General features: G+C 63.3%; 16 protein-coding genes. 11 read left to right on the forward strand and 5 right to left on the reverse strand.

Annotated features, from left to right (window positions below; all coding sequences use genetic code 11):
* Positions 1–4 precede the first annotated feature (4 nt).
* The 6 genes from ACVW1B_RS11985 to panD all read left to right on the forward strand — a co-directional run bounded on the left by ACVW1B_RS11985 (position 5) and on the right by panD (position 5,041).
* The gene (locus ACVW1B_RS11985) at positions 5–943 is read left to right on the forward strand and encodes a LysR family transcriptional regulator (RefSeq protein ID WP_253608853.1); all 939 of its coding nucleotides are present in this window, start codon (positions 5–7) and stop codon (positions 941–943) included.
* Between the two features lie 456 nt (positions 944–1,399).
* On the forward strand, positions 1,400–2,137 hold the full coding sequence (locus tag ACVW1B_RS11990) for an ROK family protein (RefSeq protein ID WP_456821622.1): 738 nt from the start codon (positions 1,400–1,402) through the stop codon (positions 2,135–2,137).
* 129 nt (positions 2,138–2,266) lie between these two features.
* A complete protein-coding gene (locus ACVW1B_RS11995) occupies positions 2,267–2,527 on the forward strand; it encodes a PepSY domain-containing protein (RefSeq protein ID WP_092086263.1) in 261 nt (86 codons plus the stop codon).
* 183 nt (positions 2,528–2,710) lie between these two features.
* Positions 2,711–3,994 carry a cystathionine gamma-synthase family protein gene (locus tag ACVW1B_RS12000; protein ID WP_253608851.1) on the forward strand — a complete coding sequence of 428 codons (1,284 nt, stop codon included), beginning with the start codon at positions 2,711–2,713 and terminating at the stop codon, positions 3,992–3,994.
* Between the two features lie 112 nt (positions 3,995–4,106).
* Positions 4,107–4,409, forward strand: coding sequence for a putative quinol monooxygenase (locus tag ACVW1B_RS12005; RefSeq protein ID WP_057019963.1), 303 nt, complete (start codon positions 4,107–4,109; stop codon positions 4,407–4,409).
* Between the two features lie 242 nt (positions 4,410–4,651).
* Entirely contained in the window at positions 4,652–5,041 is a 390-nt protein-coding gene (panD, locus tag ACVW1B_RS12010) for an aspartate 1-decarboxylase (RefSeq protein ID WP_253639907.1), read from the forward strand.
* Between the two features lie 11 nt (positions 5,042–5,052).
* Here the strand turns inward: panD and ACVW1B_RS12015 are convergent, their stop codons facing one another.
* Positions 5,053–5,403, reverse strand: a complete 351-nt coding sequence (locus ACVW1B_RS12015) for a zinc ribbon domain-containing protein YjdM (RefSeq protein ID WP_028332282.1) — start codon at positions 5,401–5,403, stop codon at positions 5,053–5,055.
* Between the two features lie 273 nt (positions 5,404–5,676).
* Between ACVW1B_RS12015 and ACVW1B_RS12020 the strand changes: the two genes are divergently transcribed.
* Positions 5,677–6,906 carry a S1C family serine protease gene (locus tag ACVW1B_RS12020; protein ID WP_253608849.1) on the forward strand — a complete coding sequence of 410 codons (1,230 nt, stop codon included), beginning with the start codon at positions 5,677–5,679 and terminating at the stop codon, positions 6,904–6,906.
* Between the two features lie 38 nt (positions 6,907–6,944).
* Here ACVW1B_RS12020 and ACVW1B_RS12025 read toward each other — a convergent pair whose 3' ends face one another.
* The gene (locus ACVW1B_RS12025) at positions 6,945–7,940 is read right to left on the reverse strand and encodes an LLM class flavin-dependent oxidoreductase (protein ID WP_253608848.1); all 996 of its coding nucleotides are present in this window, start codon (positions 7,938–7,940) and stop codon (positions 6,945–6,947) included.
* An 85-nt stretch (positions 7,941–8,025) separates the two neighbouring features.
* Between ACVW1B_RS12025 and ACVW1B_RS12030 the strand changes: the two genes are divergently transcribed.
* Positions 8,026–8,166: a hypothetical protein gene (locus ACVW1B_RS12030; RefSeq protein ID WP_456821623.1), complete on the forward strand. Its 141-nt coding sequence runs from the start codon at positions 8,026–8,028 to the stop codon at positions 8,164–8,166.
* A gap of 184 nt (positions 8,167–8,350) precedes the next feature.
* Here the strand turns inward: ACVW1B_RS12030 and ACVW1B_RS12035 are convergent, their stop codons facing one another.
* Positions 8,351–9,079 carry a hypothetical protein gene (locus ACVW1B_RS12035; protein WP_253608846.1) on the reverse strand — a complete coding sequence of 243 codons (729 nt, stop codon included), beginning with the start codon at positions 9,077–9,079 and terminating at the stop codon, positions 8,351–8,353.
* A gap of 311 nt (positions 9,080–9,390) precedes the next feature.
* Here ACVW1B_RS12035 and ACVW1B_RS12040 point away from each other — a divergent pair, with 311 nt between their 5' ends.
* Together ACVW1B_RS12040 and ACVW1B_RS12045 are read left to right on the forward strand one after the other, a co-directional pair.
* On the forward strand, positions 9,391–9,981 hold the full coding sequence (locus tag ACVW1B_RS12040; protein ID WP_253608845.1) for a hypothetical protein: 591 nt from the start codon (positions 9,391–9,393) through the stop codon (positions 9,979–9,981).
* A gap of 316 nt (positions 9,982–10,297) precedes the next feature.
* Positions 10,298–11,422, forward strand: a complete 1,125-nt coding sequence (locus tag ACVW1B_RS12045; protein WP_253610021.1) for a metallophosphoesterase — start codon at positions 10,298–10,300, stop codon at positions 11,420–11,422.
* 97 nt (positions 11,423–11,519) lie between these two features.
* Here the strand turns inward: ACVW1B_RS12045 and ACVW1B_RS12050 are convergent, their stop codons facing one another.
* Positions 11,520–11,774, reverse strand: coding sequence for a hypothetical protein (locus tag ACVW1B_RS12050; protein ID WP_063790162.1), 255 nt, complete (start codon positions 11,772–11,774; stop codon positions 11,520–11,522).
* Positions 11,775–12,057: 283 nt separating this feature from the next.
* The gene (locus ACVW1B_RS12055) at positions 12,058–12,753 is read right to left on the reverse strand and encodes a hypothetical protein (RefSeq protein WP_253608844.1); all 696 of its coding nucleotides are present in this window, start codon (positions 12,751–12,753) and stop codon (positions 12,058–12,060) included.
* A 352-nt stretch (positions 12,754–13,105) separates the two neighbouring features.
* Here ACVW1B_RS12055 and ACVW1B_RS12060 point away from each other — a divergent pair, with 352 nt between their 5' ends.
* Complete coding sequence (locus ACVW1B_RS12060; RefSeq protein WP_168859022.1) at positions 13,106–13,813, forward strand: L,D-transpeptidase; 708 nt, start codon at positions 13,106–13,108, stop codon at positions 13,811–13,813.
* Positions 13,814–13,874 lie beyond the last annotated feature (61 nt).

A 13,874-nucleotide genomic window follows, 5' to 3' on the forward strand; every position in this document is an offset into this window, starting at 1 on the left:
GACAATGGATCGGATCAAGCTGCACGATTTGCGCTGCTTTGACGCTGTCGCGACCAAGGGAAGCTTTCAGGCCGCCGGCACGGCGCTGAACCGGTCGCACCCGTCGGTGTTCGCGGCGGTCGCCCGGCTCGAGCAGCAGCTCGGCCTCACGCTGTTCGATCGCAGCGGATACCGTATCGGGCTGACGGACGCCGGCCGGACGTTTCACGCACGCGCGCAGGTGACGCTGCGCGAGCTCGATCTGCTGCAGGGGTATGCGGAGCAGCTTGCCGGCGGAGAAGAGGTCGTCCTGCGCGTCGTCATCGGCGACCTGTGCCCGCGGCCGCCGGTGCTGCAGATGCTCTCGGCGTTCTTTGCCCGCTATCCCAACACGCGCCTGCACCTGGAGTATGAGGCGGTCGGCGGGCCGCTCGAGCGCCTGATCGATGATAACGCTGATCTGGTGTTTCATCGCGCGGAGCCGTCCGATCCGCGCTTCGAACAGATCAAGCTCTCGCGCACGACCATGGTGCCGGTCGTCGCTCCCGGCTTTCTGCCGTTTGCGTGGACGAAGCGGATCTCGCCGGAGCAGATACGTCCCTTCACGCAGTGCGTCATCCGCGACACGGCGCGGCGAGCGTCGTCGGAAAACTTCTTCCTGATCGAAGGTGCGCACCGGTGTAGCGTGCCGGACCAGATGATGAAGAAGGAGCTGATCCTGCATCGTCTTGCCTGGGGCCATCTGCCCGCATGGCTGATCGAGGACGAGCTGCGGGACGGCAGGCTGATCAGCATCGCCGGACCGAATTTTCCGGGCCGCGAGGAAAATCTTGCGGCAGTCCGTCATCGCCAGCATTCGCACGGACCGGTCGCCGAAGCGCTCTGGCTTCACCTCAAAGGCTGGCGGCTCGCTCAGCGTGCAGGGCGGGCGGCCCGACCGGTCCGCGCGAAGCACGGCCGATAATCGGCGCGGAGTAACCCGACGCAGTGATGTCGTCGATGGATGTCCGATTACGCTTGCGCTCATCCGCCATACCAAGTGCCGCGGCATCGAGCGCGCAAACCTCTTGTTAAGAATCGCTTCGCGCCGATTTTTCGATTCCGATTCGTTCCTCGCGAACAAACTGGAGTCGGATCGGGAACGCTGCCTTAGTGCGACTCATCGATCGATCAGTGATGCGGGAGAACGCAGTGTGCCTGAGATGCGCCGCGGTGTTGCACGCCGAGAGCAATAATCCCATCATGATACAACATCGATTGTTCGGATGCGGTCGATGTATGTGCGTTGTTAACATCTGGATCGCGCCGATTTTCCTGATTCCGATTCGTTCTTGGCGAACAAATTGGAGTCGGATCCAGAACGCCGCTGTGGCGCGCGATACGTTTCTCTGCTCCACTCGGCGCATAGGAGAGCGGATTGATGGCCAAGAAGGCAGGCAACAAGACCAGCAAGAAAATGAACAGGCCCGCGTCGCGGCGCACGGTGCTCGTGATCGACGTCGGCGGCACGCATGTGAAGGTCATGACCGACAAGGAGCGCATCAAGCGCGAATTCGAGTCAGGTCCAACTCTGTCCGCGACCGAGATGGTGCGGCAGGTCAAGCTGCTCACAAAGGACTGGTCCTATGATGTGATCTCGGTCGGTTATCCGGGACCCGTCGTTCACAACCGTCCGCTGACCGAGCCGCACAATCTCGGCCGCGGCTGGGCCGGCTTCGATATTCACCGGGCGTTCGGCCGCCCGACCAGGGTCGTCAACGATGCGCTGATGCAGGCGATCGGCAGCTATCAGGGCGGCCGGATGCTGTTTCTCGGGCTCGGCACCGGCCTCGGCTCCGCGATGATCGTGGACGGTGTCTACGAGCCGATGGAGCTTGGTCATTTGCCGTACCGCAAGGGCGCGACGTTCGAGGATTATGTCGGCGCCGCGGGTCTCGAGCGGCGCGGCCGGAAGAAATGGCGCAAGAGCGTCGACGACGTCATCGCGCGGCTGTCCGCAGCGCTGGAGCCCGAGTACATCGTGCTCGGCGGCGGCAATGCCGACAAGGTCGACAACCCGCCGCCCAAGGTGAGGTTCGGCGACAACGCCAACGCATTCGAGGGCGGATTTCGAATGTGGAAGAAGCGAGCGCGCAAGGCGAACGGCGCGGGTCGATGAAACCGGAACCGCCACCAAATCGCCGCAACTGCCGAAGTTTCGCGCTGCATCGTCACCCCTGTTGTCGGAACTGATGGGTGCGCCGCTCGTTTTATGCGGCATAACATCCTGTTCCATGAGGAGTGAGCCATGCGAAGTTTCATTATTCCCGCGATCGCGGCCCTGGCGATCGGCGCAGCGACGCCGGCGATGGCCTACGATTCCGGTAGCCAGATCTCGATGGAGGCCGCGCTCGATGTCGCGACCGGTCTCGGCATCGTGACGGTGTCCAATACCCAGTTCCTCGGCGACGAGTGGGAGGTCGAGGGGCGTGACCGCCTCGGCCGCTGGATGAAGGTCGATGTCGACGCGCGGACCGGCGAGGTGCGCAACGTGGATCGCGGCTGGTAGCCCGCGTCTTCACCACTGCGTGAAAATTCGGAACGGCCGGCGGAGCAGGGCGCACGCCGGCCGTTCGTTATCCAGAACTGTCTGATGCCGTGCTTTGGCTGAATGGCATAAAGCTGGGGTATGCTGGTCCCATCATTCCGGGAATCGCCGCCAGCGCGGCGGCCCGTGAACAGGAGACCGGCCATGACAAAACCGTTTCCGTCCAAAACCCATATCGGCAATCACCTGCTGCATCCGGAAACCCAGATGCTGAACTACGGCTACGATCCGCAGCTGTCGGAGGGGGCCGTCAAGCCGCCCGTGTTCCTGACCTCGACCTTCGTGTTCCGCACCGCCGAGGACGGCAAGGACTTTTTCGACTTTGTCGCGGGCCGGCGCGAGCCTCCGGAAGGCATGGGGGCGGGGCTGGTCTATTCGCGCTTCAACCATCCGAACAGCGAGATCGTCGAGGACCGGCTTGCGATCTATGAGCGCACCGAGAGCTGCGCGCTGTTCTCCTCCGGCATGTCGGCGATCTCGACCACGGTGCTGGCCTTCGCGCGGCCCGGCGACGTGATCCTGCATTCGCAGCCGCTCTATGGCGGCACCGAGACGCTGTTCACCAGGACACTGGCGGGCTTCTCGATTCACGCCGTGGGCTTTGCCGACGGCCTCGACGAGAGTGTCATCCGCGCCGCTGCCGACGAGGCGATGAAGAAGGGCCGTGTCGCGATGATCTTCATCGAGACGCCGGCCAATCCGACCAACGGCCTGGTCGATATCGCGCTGATGCGGCGCATCGCCGACGCGATCGGCAAGGCACAGGGCCATACGCCGATCATCGCCTGCGACAACACGCTGCTCGGGCCGGTGTTTCAGCGGCCGATCGAGCACGGCGCCGATCTCTCGCTGTACTCGCTGACGAAATATGTCGGCGGCCATTCCGACCTGATCGCGGGCGCGGCGCTCGGCTCGAAGAAGCTGATGAAGGACGTCAAGGCGCTGCGCGGCGCGATCGGCACCCAGCTCGATCCGCATTCCTGCTGGATGATCAGCCGTTCGCTGGAAACGCTCAGCCTGCGCATGGAAAAGGCCGACCGCAACGCGCGGATCGTCGCCGACTATCTGCGCGATCATCCCAAGGTGGCGCAGGTGCATTACCTCGGCCATCACGATCCGGCGTCCCCCGCGGGGCGCGTGTTCGCGAGCCAAAGCAGCGGTGCCGGTTCGACCTTCTCGTTCGATATCGTCGGCGGGCAGCAGGCGGCGGAGAAATTCCTCAACTCGCTGCAGATCTTCAAGCTCGCAGTCAGCCTCGGCGGCACCGAGTCGCTCGCGAGCCTGCCGGCCACCATGACGCATTCCGGCGTGCCGGCCGACATCCGCAAGCGGATCGGCGTGCTGGATTCGACAATCCGGCTCTCGATCGGGATCGAGCATCCGTCCGACCTGGTGGCCGACATCGCGCAGGCGTTGAGCCGGGTGTGAGCCAGTCAAAAGCGTGTAGGATGGGTCGAGCCAACGGGGCCGCGCGTCGCGCGGCCCGATGATAAACTCCACGAAACCCGTCCTACGGGCTACCAACCTCCGGAGAGAGTGCATGCTGGCAATCACGGCGATCATCCGCGCGAAGAAGGGCCATGAGGCGGCGATGCGTCAGGCGTTGCTCGACGTCGTCGAGCATGTCCGCGCCAACGAGCCGTCCACCGTCGGCTACTACGTCTCGCAGGATGTCGACAGTCCGCGGATATTTTCGACGTATGAGCGATACCTGGATCAGGCGGCGATGGACCGGCACAACAATTCGCCGGCTGTGGCGCGCTTCTTTGAGGTCGCGAAGCCGATCCTCGACGGCGAGGTGATAGTGGTCTTGGCGAACGAGATTGCGAGCAAGCGAGAGTAGGGCGTTCGCTACCGGGTCACAAATAATAGCCTGCTCCGGAAAGGCTCCGCCGCAGCGCATTCATTCTCCGATTTCGGTGGCGCGGAGCATTGCAGCCCGGCGCGGTCGACGATTTCAGGACAAACCCATCGTCGCGGAACTGCGCTCGAAGCGAGCGTACACCCGGACAACGTTGACGCGGAGGCGGCGCGCCGTTATTGGCGGCGCGGAAAATTCCGACGCAACGATACGGGATGGTCTCGATGCAAGTGACTTTGATGAAGGGCAAGATTCATCGCGCGCACGTCACCGAAGCGGACTTGCATTATGAGGGGTCGATTTCGATCGACCGCAATTTGATCGAGGCCGCCGGTTTCCTCATCAATGAACGTGTTGACATCTATAACATCGACACCGGCGCGCGGTTCTCGACCTACGTGATCGAGGCGCCGGCGGGATCGGGCACCATCGGCCTCAACGGCGCGGCCGCACGGCTTGCCATGGCCGGCGACAAGGTCATCATCGTCGCCTATGCCAGCTTCGACGCCGACGAGGCGCGCAAATTTCATCCGCGGGTCGTGCTGGTCGACGACAAGAACCGGCACATCGCGAAGGCTGCCGCCGCACCGGCGAAAGCCTTGGCGGATGCGTAAGCTGGGCTACGCTAGGCCTTCTTGACGAACTCCGATTTCAGATTCATCGCGCCGATGCCGTCGATCTTGCAGGCGATGTTGTGTCCGTCGCTGCCCTCGGTGAGGCGGATGTTCCTGACCTTGGTGCCGCCCTTAACCACCGACGACGAGCCCTTGACCTTGAGGTCCTTGATCACGATGACGCTGTCGCCGTCCGTCAGCGGGTTGCCGTGCGCGTCGCGCACGCCCGCTTCCTGCGCGGTCTCGGCGGCCGCGGCCGCATCGCTGCTCCACTCATGGGCACATTCCGGGCAGACCCAGAGAGCGCCGTCCTGATAGGCATGCTCGGAATTGCATTTCGGGCAGTTCATTGCGGCGTCCATAGTCGAGATCGTCTCCGTCGTTGCGGGCGCACCGTAGAGGCACAGGCGGCCAAAGCAAGCAAAAACCCGGCGATTTGATGCGCAAAGCGGCGCAAAGGTGGCGAGCCACTCGTCCACCCGCGGATGCCGGTGGAACGGTCTGCGCCTCTATCCGTTGCCGTCCGTCGCTCGGCATTGCGCCCCTGTGCTGCAGGGAACGGTTCACTGATCGTCGCGTCCGGGCCGGCAATTCATCCAGGAGCAATCGGCTGATCCCAAACATGGACGCGGAAGATGAATCAGAGAAATTCGGCCTTCGTCTGCCTTCGCACGTCGCTCGTCACCGCCGCCTTCACGTCGGCGTTGCTGGTGGGCGCTAGTCTTGTGAGCGCAAGTCTTGCCCACGCACAGCCAGTGAATTCGCGCGCGGATCATGGCAATGGTGGTCCTGGCGAGTTCGCCGACCTTGCCGAGAAGGTCGGGCCGGCCGTGATTGGCGTCAACGCCAAGGTGGCGGCTGCGGCGGATGACGACGATTCTTCTCCAGGCGAGTCTCCCGGTGACTCCCCTGGCGGTTCTCTCGGGCCGGACGGCTCTCCCGATCAGGACACGCCGGGAAGGGCCGTTCCGGATCCCGGCAGGCGCGGACCGGGCAATCTGCCGAAGTTGGGTGAGATGACCTCGATCGGTTCGGGCTTCTTCATCTCGGCGGACGGCTATGCAGTGACGAACAATCATGTCCTCGGCGGCAGCGACCGCGCCGACGTCCGCACCAGTGACAACAAGGTCTACAAGGCGAAAGTCCTGGGCAAGGATCCGGTCAGCGACCTGGCCCTGCTCAAGGTCGATGGGCGGACCGACTTCAGCTATGTCAAGCTCGCGGATCAAGCGCCGCGCACCGGCGATTGGGTGCTCGCGGCCGGCAATTCATTCGGCCTCGGAAACACCGTCACCGCGGGAATCGTCTCGGCGCGTGCGCGCGACCTGGAGACCGGGTCGTCGGAAGATTTCGTCCAGATCGACGCGCGGATCAACCGCGGCGATTCCGGCGGGCCGAGCTTCAACACGCATGGCGAGGTGATCGGCGTGAACAGCCTGATCTTCTCGCCCTCCGGCGGCTCGGTCGGTGTCGCGTTTGCGATACCCGCCGATACCGTGAAGACGGTGATCCCGCAGCTGAAGGACAAGGGCATGGTCACGCGCGGCTGGATGGGCGCCCAGATTCAATCGATCACCCCCGGCATTGCCGAAAGCTTAGGTGCGAACAATCTGCACGGCGCGGTCGTGGTCGGCGTGCAGACCGGCGGTCCGGCAGCGAAGGCCGGATTGAGGCGAGGCGACGTGATCACCTCGGTCAATGACGAGCCGATCAAGAGCGCCAACGAGCTGACCAAGAAGGTCTATGCGGGCGCGCCGGGCAGTTCGGTCAAGCTTTCGATGCTGCGGGACAATGCGCCGAATTCGCTGAGCGTGACGCTCGGCCAGCTCGCACAGTCGCAGGCGCCCGCCGGCGCGCCGAAGTGAGGCTGCGTTAGTGCGTAGGCCACTACCCATCCTGCAGGCTACGTCTGCGGTGTGATCCCGCCGGCCTGGGCGATCAATTCGAACGATCGCAGCCGCTTCTGGTGATCATAGACGTCGGACACGATCATCAGCTCGTCGGCGCCGGTCTCCGCGACCAGCGCGTCGATGCCGGCGCGCACCGTCGCGGGCGAGCCGATGATGGAGCGCGCGAGCATCCGCATCGCCTGCACCTTCTCCGACGGCGACCAGTAGCTCTCGATGTCGTCGATCGGCGGCTGGCTGAGGCCGCGCGCGCCGCGGAAGATGTTGGTGAACGACATCTGCTGCGTGGTCGCGAGCCGCCGCGCCTCCTCGTCGGTGTCGGCGGCGATGATGTTGACGCCGACCATGGTGTAGGGACGATCGAGCTGCTCCGACGGCTTGAAGCGGGCGCGGTAGATCTGCAGCGCCTGGATCAGCAGCTCGGGGGCAAAATGCGAGGCGAAGGCGTAGGGCAGGCCGAGCTCGCCGGCCAGCATCGCGCCGAAATTGCTCGAGCCGAGAATCCACAGCGGCACGTCGGTGCCGGCGGCCGGCACCGCCTGGATGCGCTGGTTGGGACCGGCGGCGGCGAGGAAGGCCTGCACCTCGAGCACGTCCTGCGGAAAGTTCTCGGCGGATTCCGGCGTGCGGCGCAGGGCGCGCAGCGTGAGCTGGTCGGTGCCGGGCGCGCGGCCGAGGCCGAGGTCGATACGATCGGGAAACAGCCGCGCCAGCGTGCCGAACTGCTCGGCGATGACATAGGGTGCGTGGTTCGGCAGCATGATGCCGCCGGCGCCGACCCGGATGGTCTTGGTGCCCGCCGCGATGTGCCCGATCACGACCGACGTCGCGGCGCTGGCGATGCCCGCCATGTTGTGATGCTCCGCCACCCAGATGCGGCGATAGCCGAGAGCCTCCGCATGCACGGCGACATCGCGCGCGTTATAGAGCGCGCCGCGCGCGTCGGTTTCCTCGGTGACGCGGACGAGATCGAGAATGGAGAGGGCGGCCACGGCGACTCCGGAGCGTTAGGGACGGGGAGCCGATGGTATTTGGCTGTGTCCAGGTGGATGCGAAACGGCGGGGAACAGCCGGTTCATGCAGATGCATATGGATGCGGTCGCCATGCCGGTCAATCCGCCTGATGCGATCGACGAAGCAGGGCTGCCCATCCAAAATATCGAAAACAACCCCATGCAAAGGTGCAGGTTGCCGCCGGCACTCGGAAACGCGCCTTGACGCGTCGGGCAAATCGGTGATATTTTTCCATTATTCCGAAATAGTGCAGGCAGCCCATTGCTGCACAATGGCTTCGGCGGTCAGCAGCGTAGCGTAGGATGGGTAGAGCGCAGCGAAACCCATCATCTCGCCACTCGGCTTGCAGCCTGATGGGTTTCGCTTCGCTCTACCCATCCTACAGTCCTCATTCGCACGCTCGACCACCGCTATCGGAGAACCGACGCGTCAGTCCCCAGACGATTGCGGCCGTGGCTGAAGTCGCGAGCAGATGCTTCAAGGTGTGTCCGCTGACGTACTGAAGCGTGTCTGCGATCTGATGGTCGAGCACCTCGGCGATCTTGGCCACAACGTACAACATCATCGCGGCAGCGAATGCGATGCGGTCGGCGCGCGGCGCACGATAGATCGACTGCCAGAGCGGGATCAGGATGAGCGGGAGGACCTGCAGCAGCAGATACGGTCGAAGGTCGCCCGTACCATGCCGGTCGGTGGCGACCCACCACGCGACGCTGGCGGTGGCGTAAAGCCCGAGAACGATCGCTTCGATATTCGTCTTCGATCCCGGCTGGGTGTCGCCGCGGACGCCGACGAGCAGGCCCGCGCCGGCAAGCGCAATCGGCAGCATGTCCCAGGTCAGCCGGCCATTGCCGGGGGCGAGGTGAAAGAACGCGGACCCGAAGGCGGTCAGGAACAATCCGATCAGGAACAGGCGGTAGCCCGGCCATCCGGTGCGAAGCTGATCGCTGTTGCGGTGAGGGCGCAGCGCCAGCCAGCCCCAGCTCGCGACCAGGGCGAAGCCGATGTTCGACAAGACATCGCCTGCGTGGGGGATGCCCAAGAGGGCCGAGTGGTCGGCGAAATCGTTGTAGTGGGCCGGCTGTGCGATGCGTCCGTGCGCCGCGAATGCCGCCATGATGCCGATCGTGATGATCGTCGGGGCGTACTTGATCCACGATTTCACGGACCGGTTGGGCCCGATCGATCCGTCCGTCCAGGAGGTGGTTTGCATCACCGGCTCCGCAGAAATGAACATTGTTCAACAATAAATCAGGAAAATGAGCGATGTTCAAGTTTTATTTGAGAGGAGCTTTTGGCCGCCTTTGCAGCGGCTTTTGTGATTCTCGCCGCCGTTGCGTGCGGAAGGATTGCACCCGACGACCGCAGCTCCACATCTTGATGGATTGAGGCTGATCGTGCAGAAGCGGACTGTCGAAAGGCAAACCGATGCGGCTGGCGGATTTCGTCGCCAAAAGAAGACCGTCTTTCGCCGATATCGCCACAACGGCGGTGGCTTACGTTTGTGGCGAGGCGTTCGGGTGGGCCGGCGCTTTTCTGATCCTGTTGGCAGGTAGCATCAGCATCTACGCTGGCCTGGCCGTACTTTTATGTCTTGCGCTGTTTGTTACGCTGATCGTGCGGCGAGAACTCAAGCGGGACATCAGAGCCCTCGACGATCCCAACGACAATCCCCGAGCGAACCGATTGATCGGCGATACCTCCAGCGCCTCAATCAGAACGCATCGGAGCGCGCTTCGCCCGGCCGTGCCTCGTCCGGATCGTCGTATGACCCGCGCACTCGACGCCCTGGAAGACATGGCGGTTCGATTTGCGATCGAACTCTTCAAATCCGTCGCAATCATCATGGCTCTGACGCTGGGGATGGGCTTTGCCGCTGAAGTGGTTGCGTTCGTTCTGTCCGACCGGGATGTCAGTGGCGCCTTCGGTTCTGGTCTGGCCGGAGTTGCCGGCGGCGTACTTGGCCTGGTCCTCGCCGTCGTGATCGTGCTCAGGCGCATTGCGGATATCGAAGACTGATCGGGCGGCTTCTGGCGTATGCGCCATGACACAGGGGCGGCCAGCCCGTAGCCCGCATGAGCGAAGCGATATGCGGGGGCCGGTGGCGTGTTCTTGCGAGGCGGATCCCGGATGTCGTGGAGCCTGTCATCGGGCGCGCGTTCGCGCGACCCGTTGGCTCATCGGGCTACTGGGACAAAAGCGCAGGGCGTTTCGGCGAAGCGCGACTTGCCGAAAATGTGCTGACGATGGCGGCTTACGCCCGCGGCCGATCCACCCTACCTTCGCAGGGCGCCGACCCGCACAGCCTTAACCGATCCGATCCGGAGCGAGACCTATTCCCCAGCTCATATTCGGCCTGACCAGCCTGCTGATCCTGGCCCGCTTCATCTGGCCGCTCGACTGGCCGCTCGCGGCAAAGATCGTTGCCGCGTTGCTTGTGCTGGTCGCCTTGCAGTTTCACCGCTGGAACAGGCTGTCGTCGGGATCGGAATTCTCGCCGGAGTTTCCGCGTCCGGTGGTCGTCCTGTTCAACTGGGCGTTCGGCGCGATCATGCTGCTGGCGCTGCTGCAACTGGCGCTCGATGCCGGGCTGCTGGTTGCCGCGCTGATCCACGGCGGCTTCGTCGGCGCGCCTGATGGCGTCCGCTACGCACTTGCAGCGGTCGCGGCCGCAGCCGCCGCGATCGGCGTCCATCAGGCGATGCGCATTCCGCCGCTCAGGGATGTCGAGGTCGGGATCCGCGGACTTCCGCGAGCGTTCGACGGCTACACCATCCTGCAACTGACCGATCTTCACATCAGCCGGCTGTTTCCTGCGCCATGGGCGCGCGCCGTGGTCGAGCGATCGAACAAGCTCGGCGCCGACCTGATCGCGATCACCGGCGACCTGATCGACGGCACCATCGATGCGCGGCGGGGCGACATCGCGCCGCTGCGCGACCTGATGGCGGCCGATGGCGTCTACGTGATCTCGGGCAATCACGAATATATCTTCGGCTATGACGGCTGGATGGCGCACTACGAAGCGCTCGGCCTGCGCTCGCTCGAGAACCGGCACATCGTGCTCGAACGCGGTGGCGGCCGCCTGGTGATCGCGGGGATTACCGATCGCGCGTCGCGCCACCGGGGGCATTCCATCCGCGACCTTGCCGCGGTTCTCGACGGCGCCCCGAAAGGCGCGCCCATCGTCCTGCTCGACCACCAGCCGAGCGACGCACGAAAGGCAGCCCGGCTCGGCGTCGCGCTGCAACTCTCCGGACACACCCATGGCGGATTGATCCTGGGGATCGATCGCCTCGCCGCGCGCGCCAATGCCGGCTTCGTCTCCGGCCGCTACGACGTCGACGGGATGACGCTCTACGTCAACAACGGCACCGCGCTATGGCCCGGCTTTGCCTTGCGGCTCGGCCGCCCGTCCGAATTGACCCGGATCACGTTGCGCGTGGCGGGCGACACCTGACCGATCGATTGCAATGACGCCGTGACGCTTGCGATGGCGCGCCGAGGTGGCCGGGTTAGCGCGGACGTTCCGAAGGTCGCAGGAGGGTGAGAATCGGTCACTCACGTTCCAAGGCCGGCGGCTGCCATGCGTCGATCGCCGTCTCCGGGTAAATCTGCACCGAGCCGGGCTCGAAGTAGCTCTCGATCGCATATCCGAGCCTGGTCAAATCCGTACGATACCAACCAACGATTCGACCGCGCCATGATGCTCGCCCTTTCTTGGCGGCATAGTCACCCATCTGAAACTTTGCATCTGCGGGCCACGGATCGACCATCTCGCCTCCGACCGAATTGCCTTGAAAAGAAGACATTATGGCCGACCCATCTACGTCCGCAACGGGTCGATTTCGTCCCGCCGATCTCGGTCTGACAGCGGCAATGATCTTGCCAGCTTCACACCAATCTCTTCGCGATCGAGGTGCAGCGAAGGCGGCCTGAGCGAAACGAACAAGCACGTAACGAATAGGGTGGGTTCGCCAACGGATCGCGCGGAGCGCGTGTCCGATGATAGACTCCTCGTAACCCGCCGCTCGGCGTTACCGCGACGAAGGGCGGATTACGCTGCGCTAATCCGCCCTACGAGCCGCGAGATGTTCATCGCGTCGGTCTCTTTTGGTAGACACCTGAAAATGAGACGTTTGTCCCGCCGCAATGGAGGTTGTCGCCGACAACCAGTAACTTGCCGACGAGCTGCATCGTGACCTGACAGTCGAGTTCGTCCGTCCCGTCACCGAATTTCATCTTATCGCCTGAAGGTTTTGCTTCGTAATCAAGCTCGCCGGAATGGGTGCGGCTGCCCGAACCCCAAATGGCCTCGCCCTTGATGGCCAGCTGACCTTCCTCTTTCGATTTCGAGATGCGAATGACGTTGTCGTAGGCACGCCATTCGCCGAGCCAATCCCGTTCTGCCGGTCGTCGTATGTCCTCCTGCCACGCAAGCCTTTCGATCTCGATCCAGCCGACCGTCTCAGTGCCCTTGCGAGGTTGAAACCAACTGCATGCGAACTTGCCTGACGTCCGGGAAACAATGACTTCATCGTTGCGAACGACATAAGTTTTCAGACGACAGGCTTGGTCGTCGGGGCAACGCTCGTTGCCGTCGCCGCGGAAATAGATCCTGTCGCCGGCTGCGCCTTTGATCTTCGCCAGCCTGTAGTCGGTGCTCTCGCGCGGGAAATATCCGTTCCGACAAATGTTGTCGGCGTTGCCCTTGAGCTGGCCGGATGCGGGCGAGGTTTGGAGAATGCTCCATGCGAGGAGTCCGAGCGAAGCCTGGACAACGCGTCTCATTGGGTTTTCACCTTCGATTCATTTTCCGCATGGAATGCGGCAGGGTGGCGGGGCGGTGATTCCATACTAATTTGGTCCGACAAAGCGCCGCAGATCAATCGCATGAAAACGTGATCAATCAGTTGTTGCCATCGCGTAGGGCGGATTAGCCGAAGGCGTAACCCGCCGACCTTTAGCTCATTGAGCGAAGGCGGAAGCGTAATCCGCCGAAGTTCTCGCATTGTTCTCGGAAGGATTCACAAGACCATCTGTTGGTCAACCTCAGACAATGACGAAGAACTTTTCTTTTCCCTTCTACTGTATGCCAAAGTCTGCTTCGGCCGCGCAACGGGACAAGGGAAAATCAGAAATCATGATCATGGACCGTGGAATTGCCGACGCTGGTGCGATGGGCGAGGGCGCTCTGCCTGGGCCTCGGTCGCGGCTTCTCAACCGCCGGGCGTTTCTGGTCGGTTCTGCTGCTGGTCTCGCCGCACTGAGCCTGGCCGGTTGTGCGTCCGACTACATGAGCCTGGCCGAGGCGGAGAAGGTCTACGGACCCGTGCCCGACGAGAAATTCCCGATCCCCGCGGTCGACGTCAGTAAGGTCGATCCGAAATATTTCCGCAAGACCGTGAAGTACCACAGCGATGAGGCGCCCGGTACGATCATCGTCGATCCGAGCAAATACTATGTCTACCGCATCGAAGGCGAAGGAAACGCGACCCGCTATGGCGCCAATGTCGGCCGCGATGGGTTCCGGTGGAGCGGGGAGGCTTATGTCGGGCGCAAAGCCGAATGGCCGACCTGGACGCCGCCCAAGGAGATGATCGCGCGCCAGCCGGAGGCGGGCAAATATGCTCGCGGCATGGCGGGGGGTCTCGACAATCCACTTGGCGCGCGCGTGCTCTACCTCTACCAAAATGGGGTGTACACGCTTTACACGATCTATAGCACCAGCGCCCCCGAAACGATCGGGAACGGTATTACGAGCGGCTGTACCGGCCTCCTCAGTCAGGACATGATCGACCTCTATTCGCGAACGCCCCTCAAAACGAAGGTGATCGTGCTGCCGGCGTAAACTGCGTCGGCCGTCGGCCCCAGGCGCTGCCAGGGACGCCTTTGTGCGGCGATGGTTGTCG

This window comes from Bradyrhizobium sp. USDA 4502 (assembly GCF_054063355.1).

Bases quoted from the DNA above. Each gene is read 5' to 3' on its own strand.
- ACVW1B_RS11985 (WP_253608853.1), top strand. From the start codon at position 5: ATGGATCGGATCAAGCTGCACGATTTGCGCTGCTTTGACGCTGTCGCG.
- ACVW1B_RS11990 (WP_456821622.1), top strand. From the start codon at position 1,400: ATGGCCAAGAAGGCAGGCAACAAGACCAGCAAGAAAATGAACAGGCCC.
- ACVW1B_RS11995 (WP_092086263.1), top strand. From the start codon at position 2,267: ATGCGAAGTTTCATTATTCCCGCGATCGCGGCCCTGGCGATCGGCGCA.
- ACVW1B_RS12000 (WP_253608851.1), top strand. From the start codon at position 2,711: ATGACAAAACCGTTTCCGTCCAAAACCCATATCGGCAATCACCTGCTG.
- ACVW1B_RS12005 (WP_057019963.1), top strand. From the start codon at position 4,107: ATGCTGGCAATCACGGCGATCATCCGCGCGAAGAAGGGCCATGAGGCG.
- panD (WP_253639907.1), top strand. From the start codon at position 4,652: ATGCAAGTGACTTTGATGAAGGGCAAGATTCATCGCGCGCACGTCACC.
- ACVW1B_RS12015 (WP_028332282.1), bottom strand. From the start codon at position 5,403: ATGGACGCCGCAATGAACTGCCCGAAATGCAATTCCGAGCATGCCTAT.
- ACVW1B_RS12020 (WP_253608849.1), top strand. From the start codon at position 5,677: ATGAATCAGAGAAATTCGGCCTTCGTCTGCCTTCGCACGTCGCTCGTC.
- ACVW1B_RS12030 (WP_456821623.1), top strand. From the start codon at position 8,026: ATGCAGATGCATATGGATGCGGTCGCCATGCCGGTCAATCCGCCTGAT.
- ACVW1B_RS12035 (WP_253608846.1), bottom strand. From the start codon at position 9,079: ATGGCGGCATTCGCGGCGCACGGACGCATCGCACAGCCGGCCCACTAC.
- ACVW1B_RS12040 (WP_253608845.1), top strand. From the start codon at position 9,391: ATGCGGCTGGCGGATTTCGTCGCCAAAAGAAGACCGTCTTTCGCCGAT.
- ACVW1B_RS12050 (WP_063790162.1), bottom strand. From the start codon at position 11,774: ATGTCTTCTTTTCAAGGCAATTCGGTCGGAGGCGAGATGGTCGATCCG.
- ACVW1B_RS12055 (WP_253608844.1), bottom strand. From the start codon at position 12,753: ATGAGACGCGTTGTCCAGGCTTCGCTCGGACTCCTCGCATGGAGCATT.
- ACVW1B_RS12060 (WP_168859022.1), top strand. From the start codon at position 13,106: ATGATCATGGACCGTGGAATTGCCGACGCTGGTGCGATGGGCGAGGGC.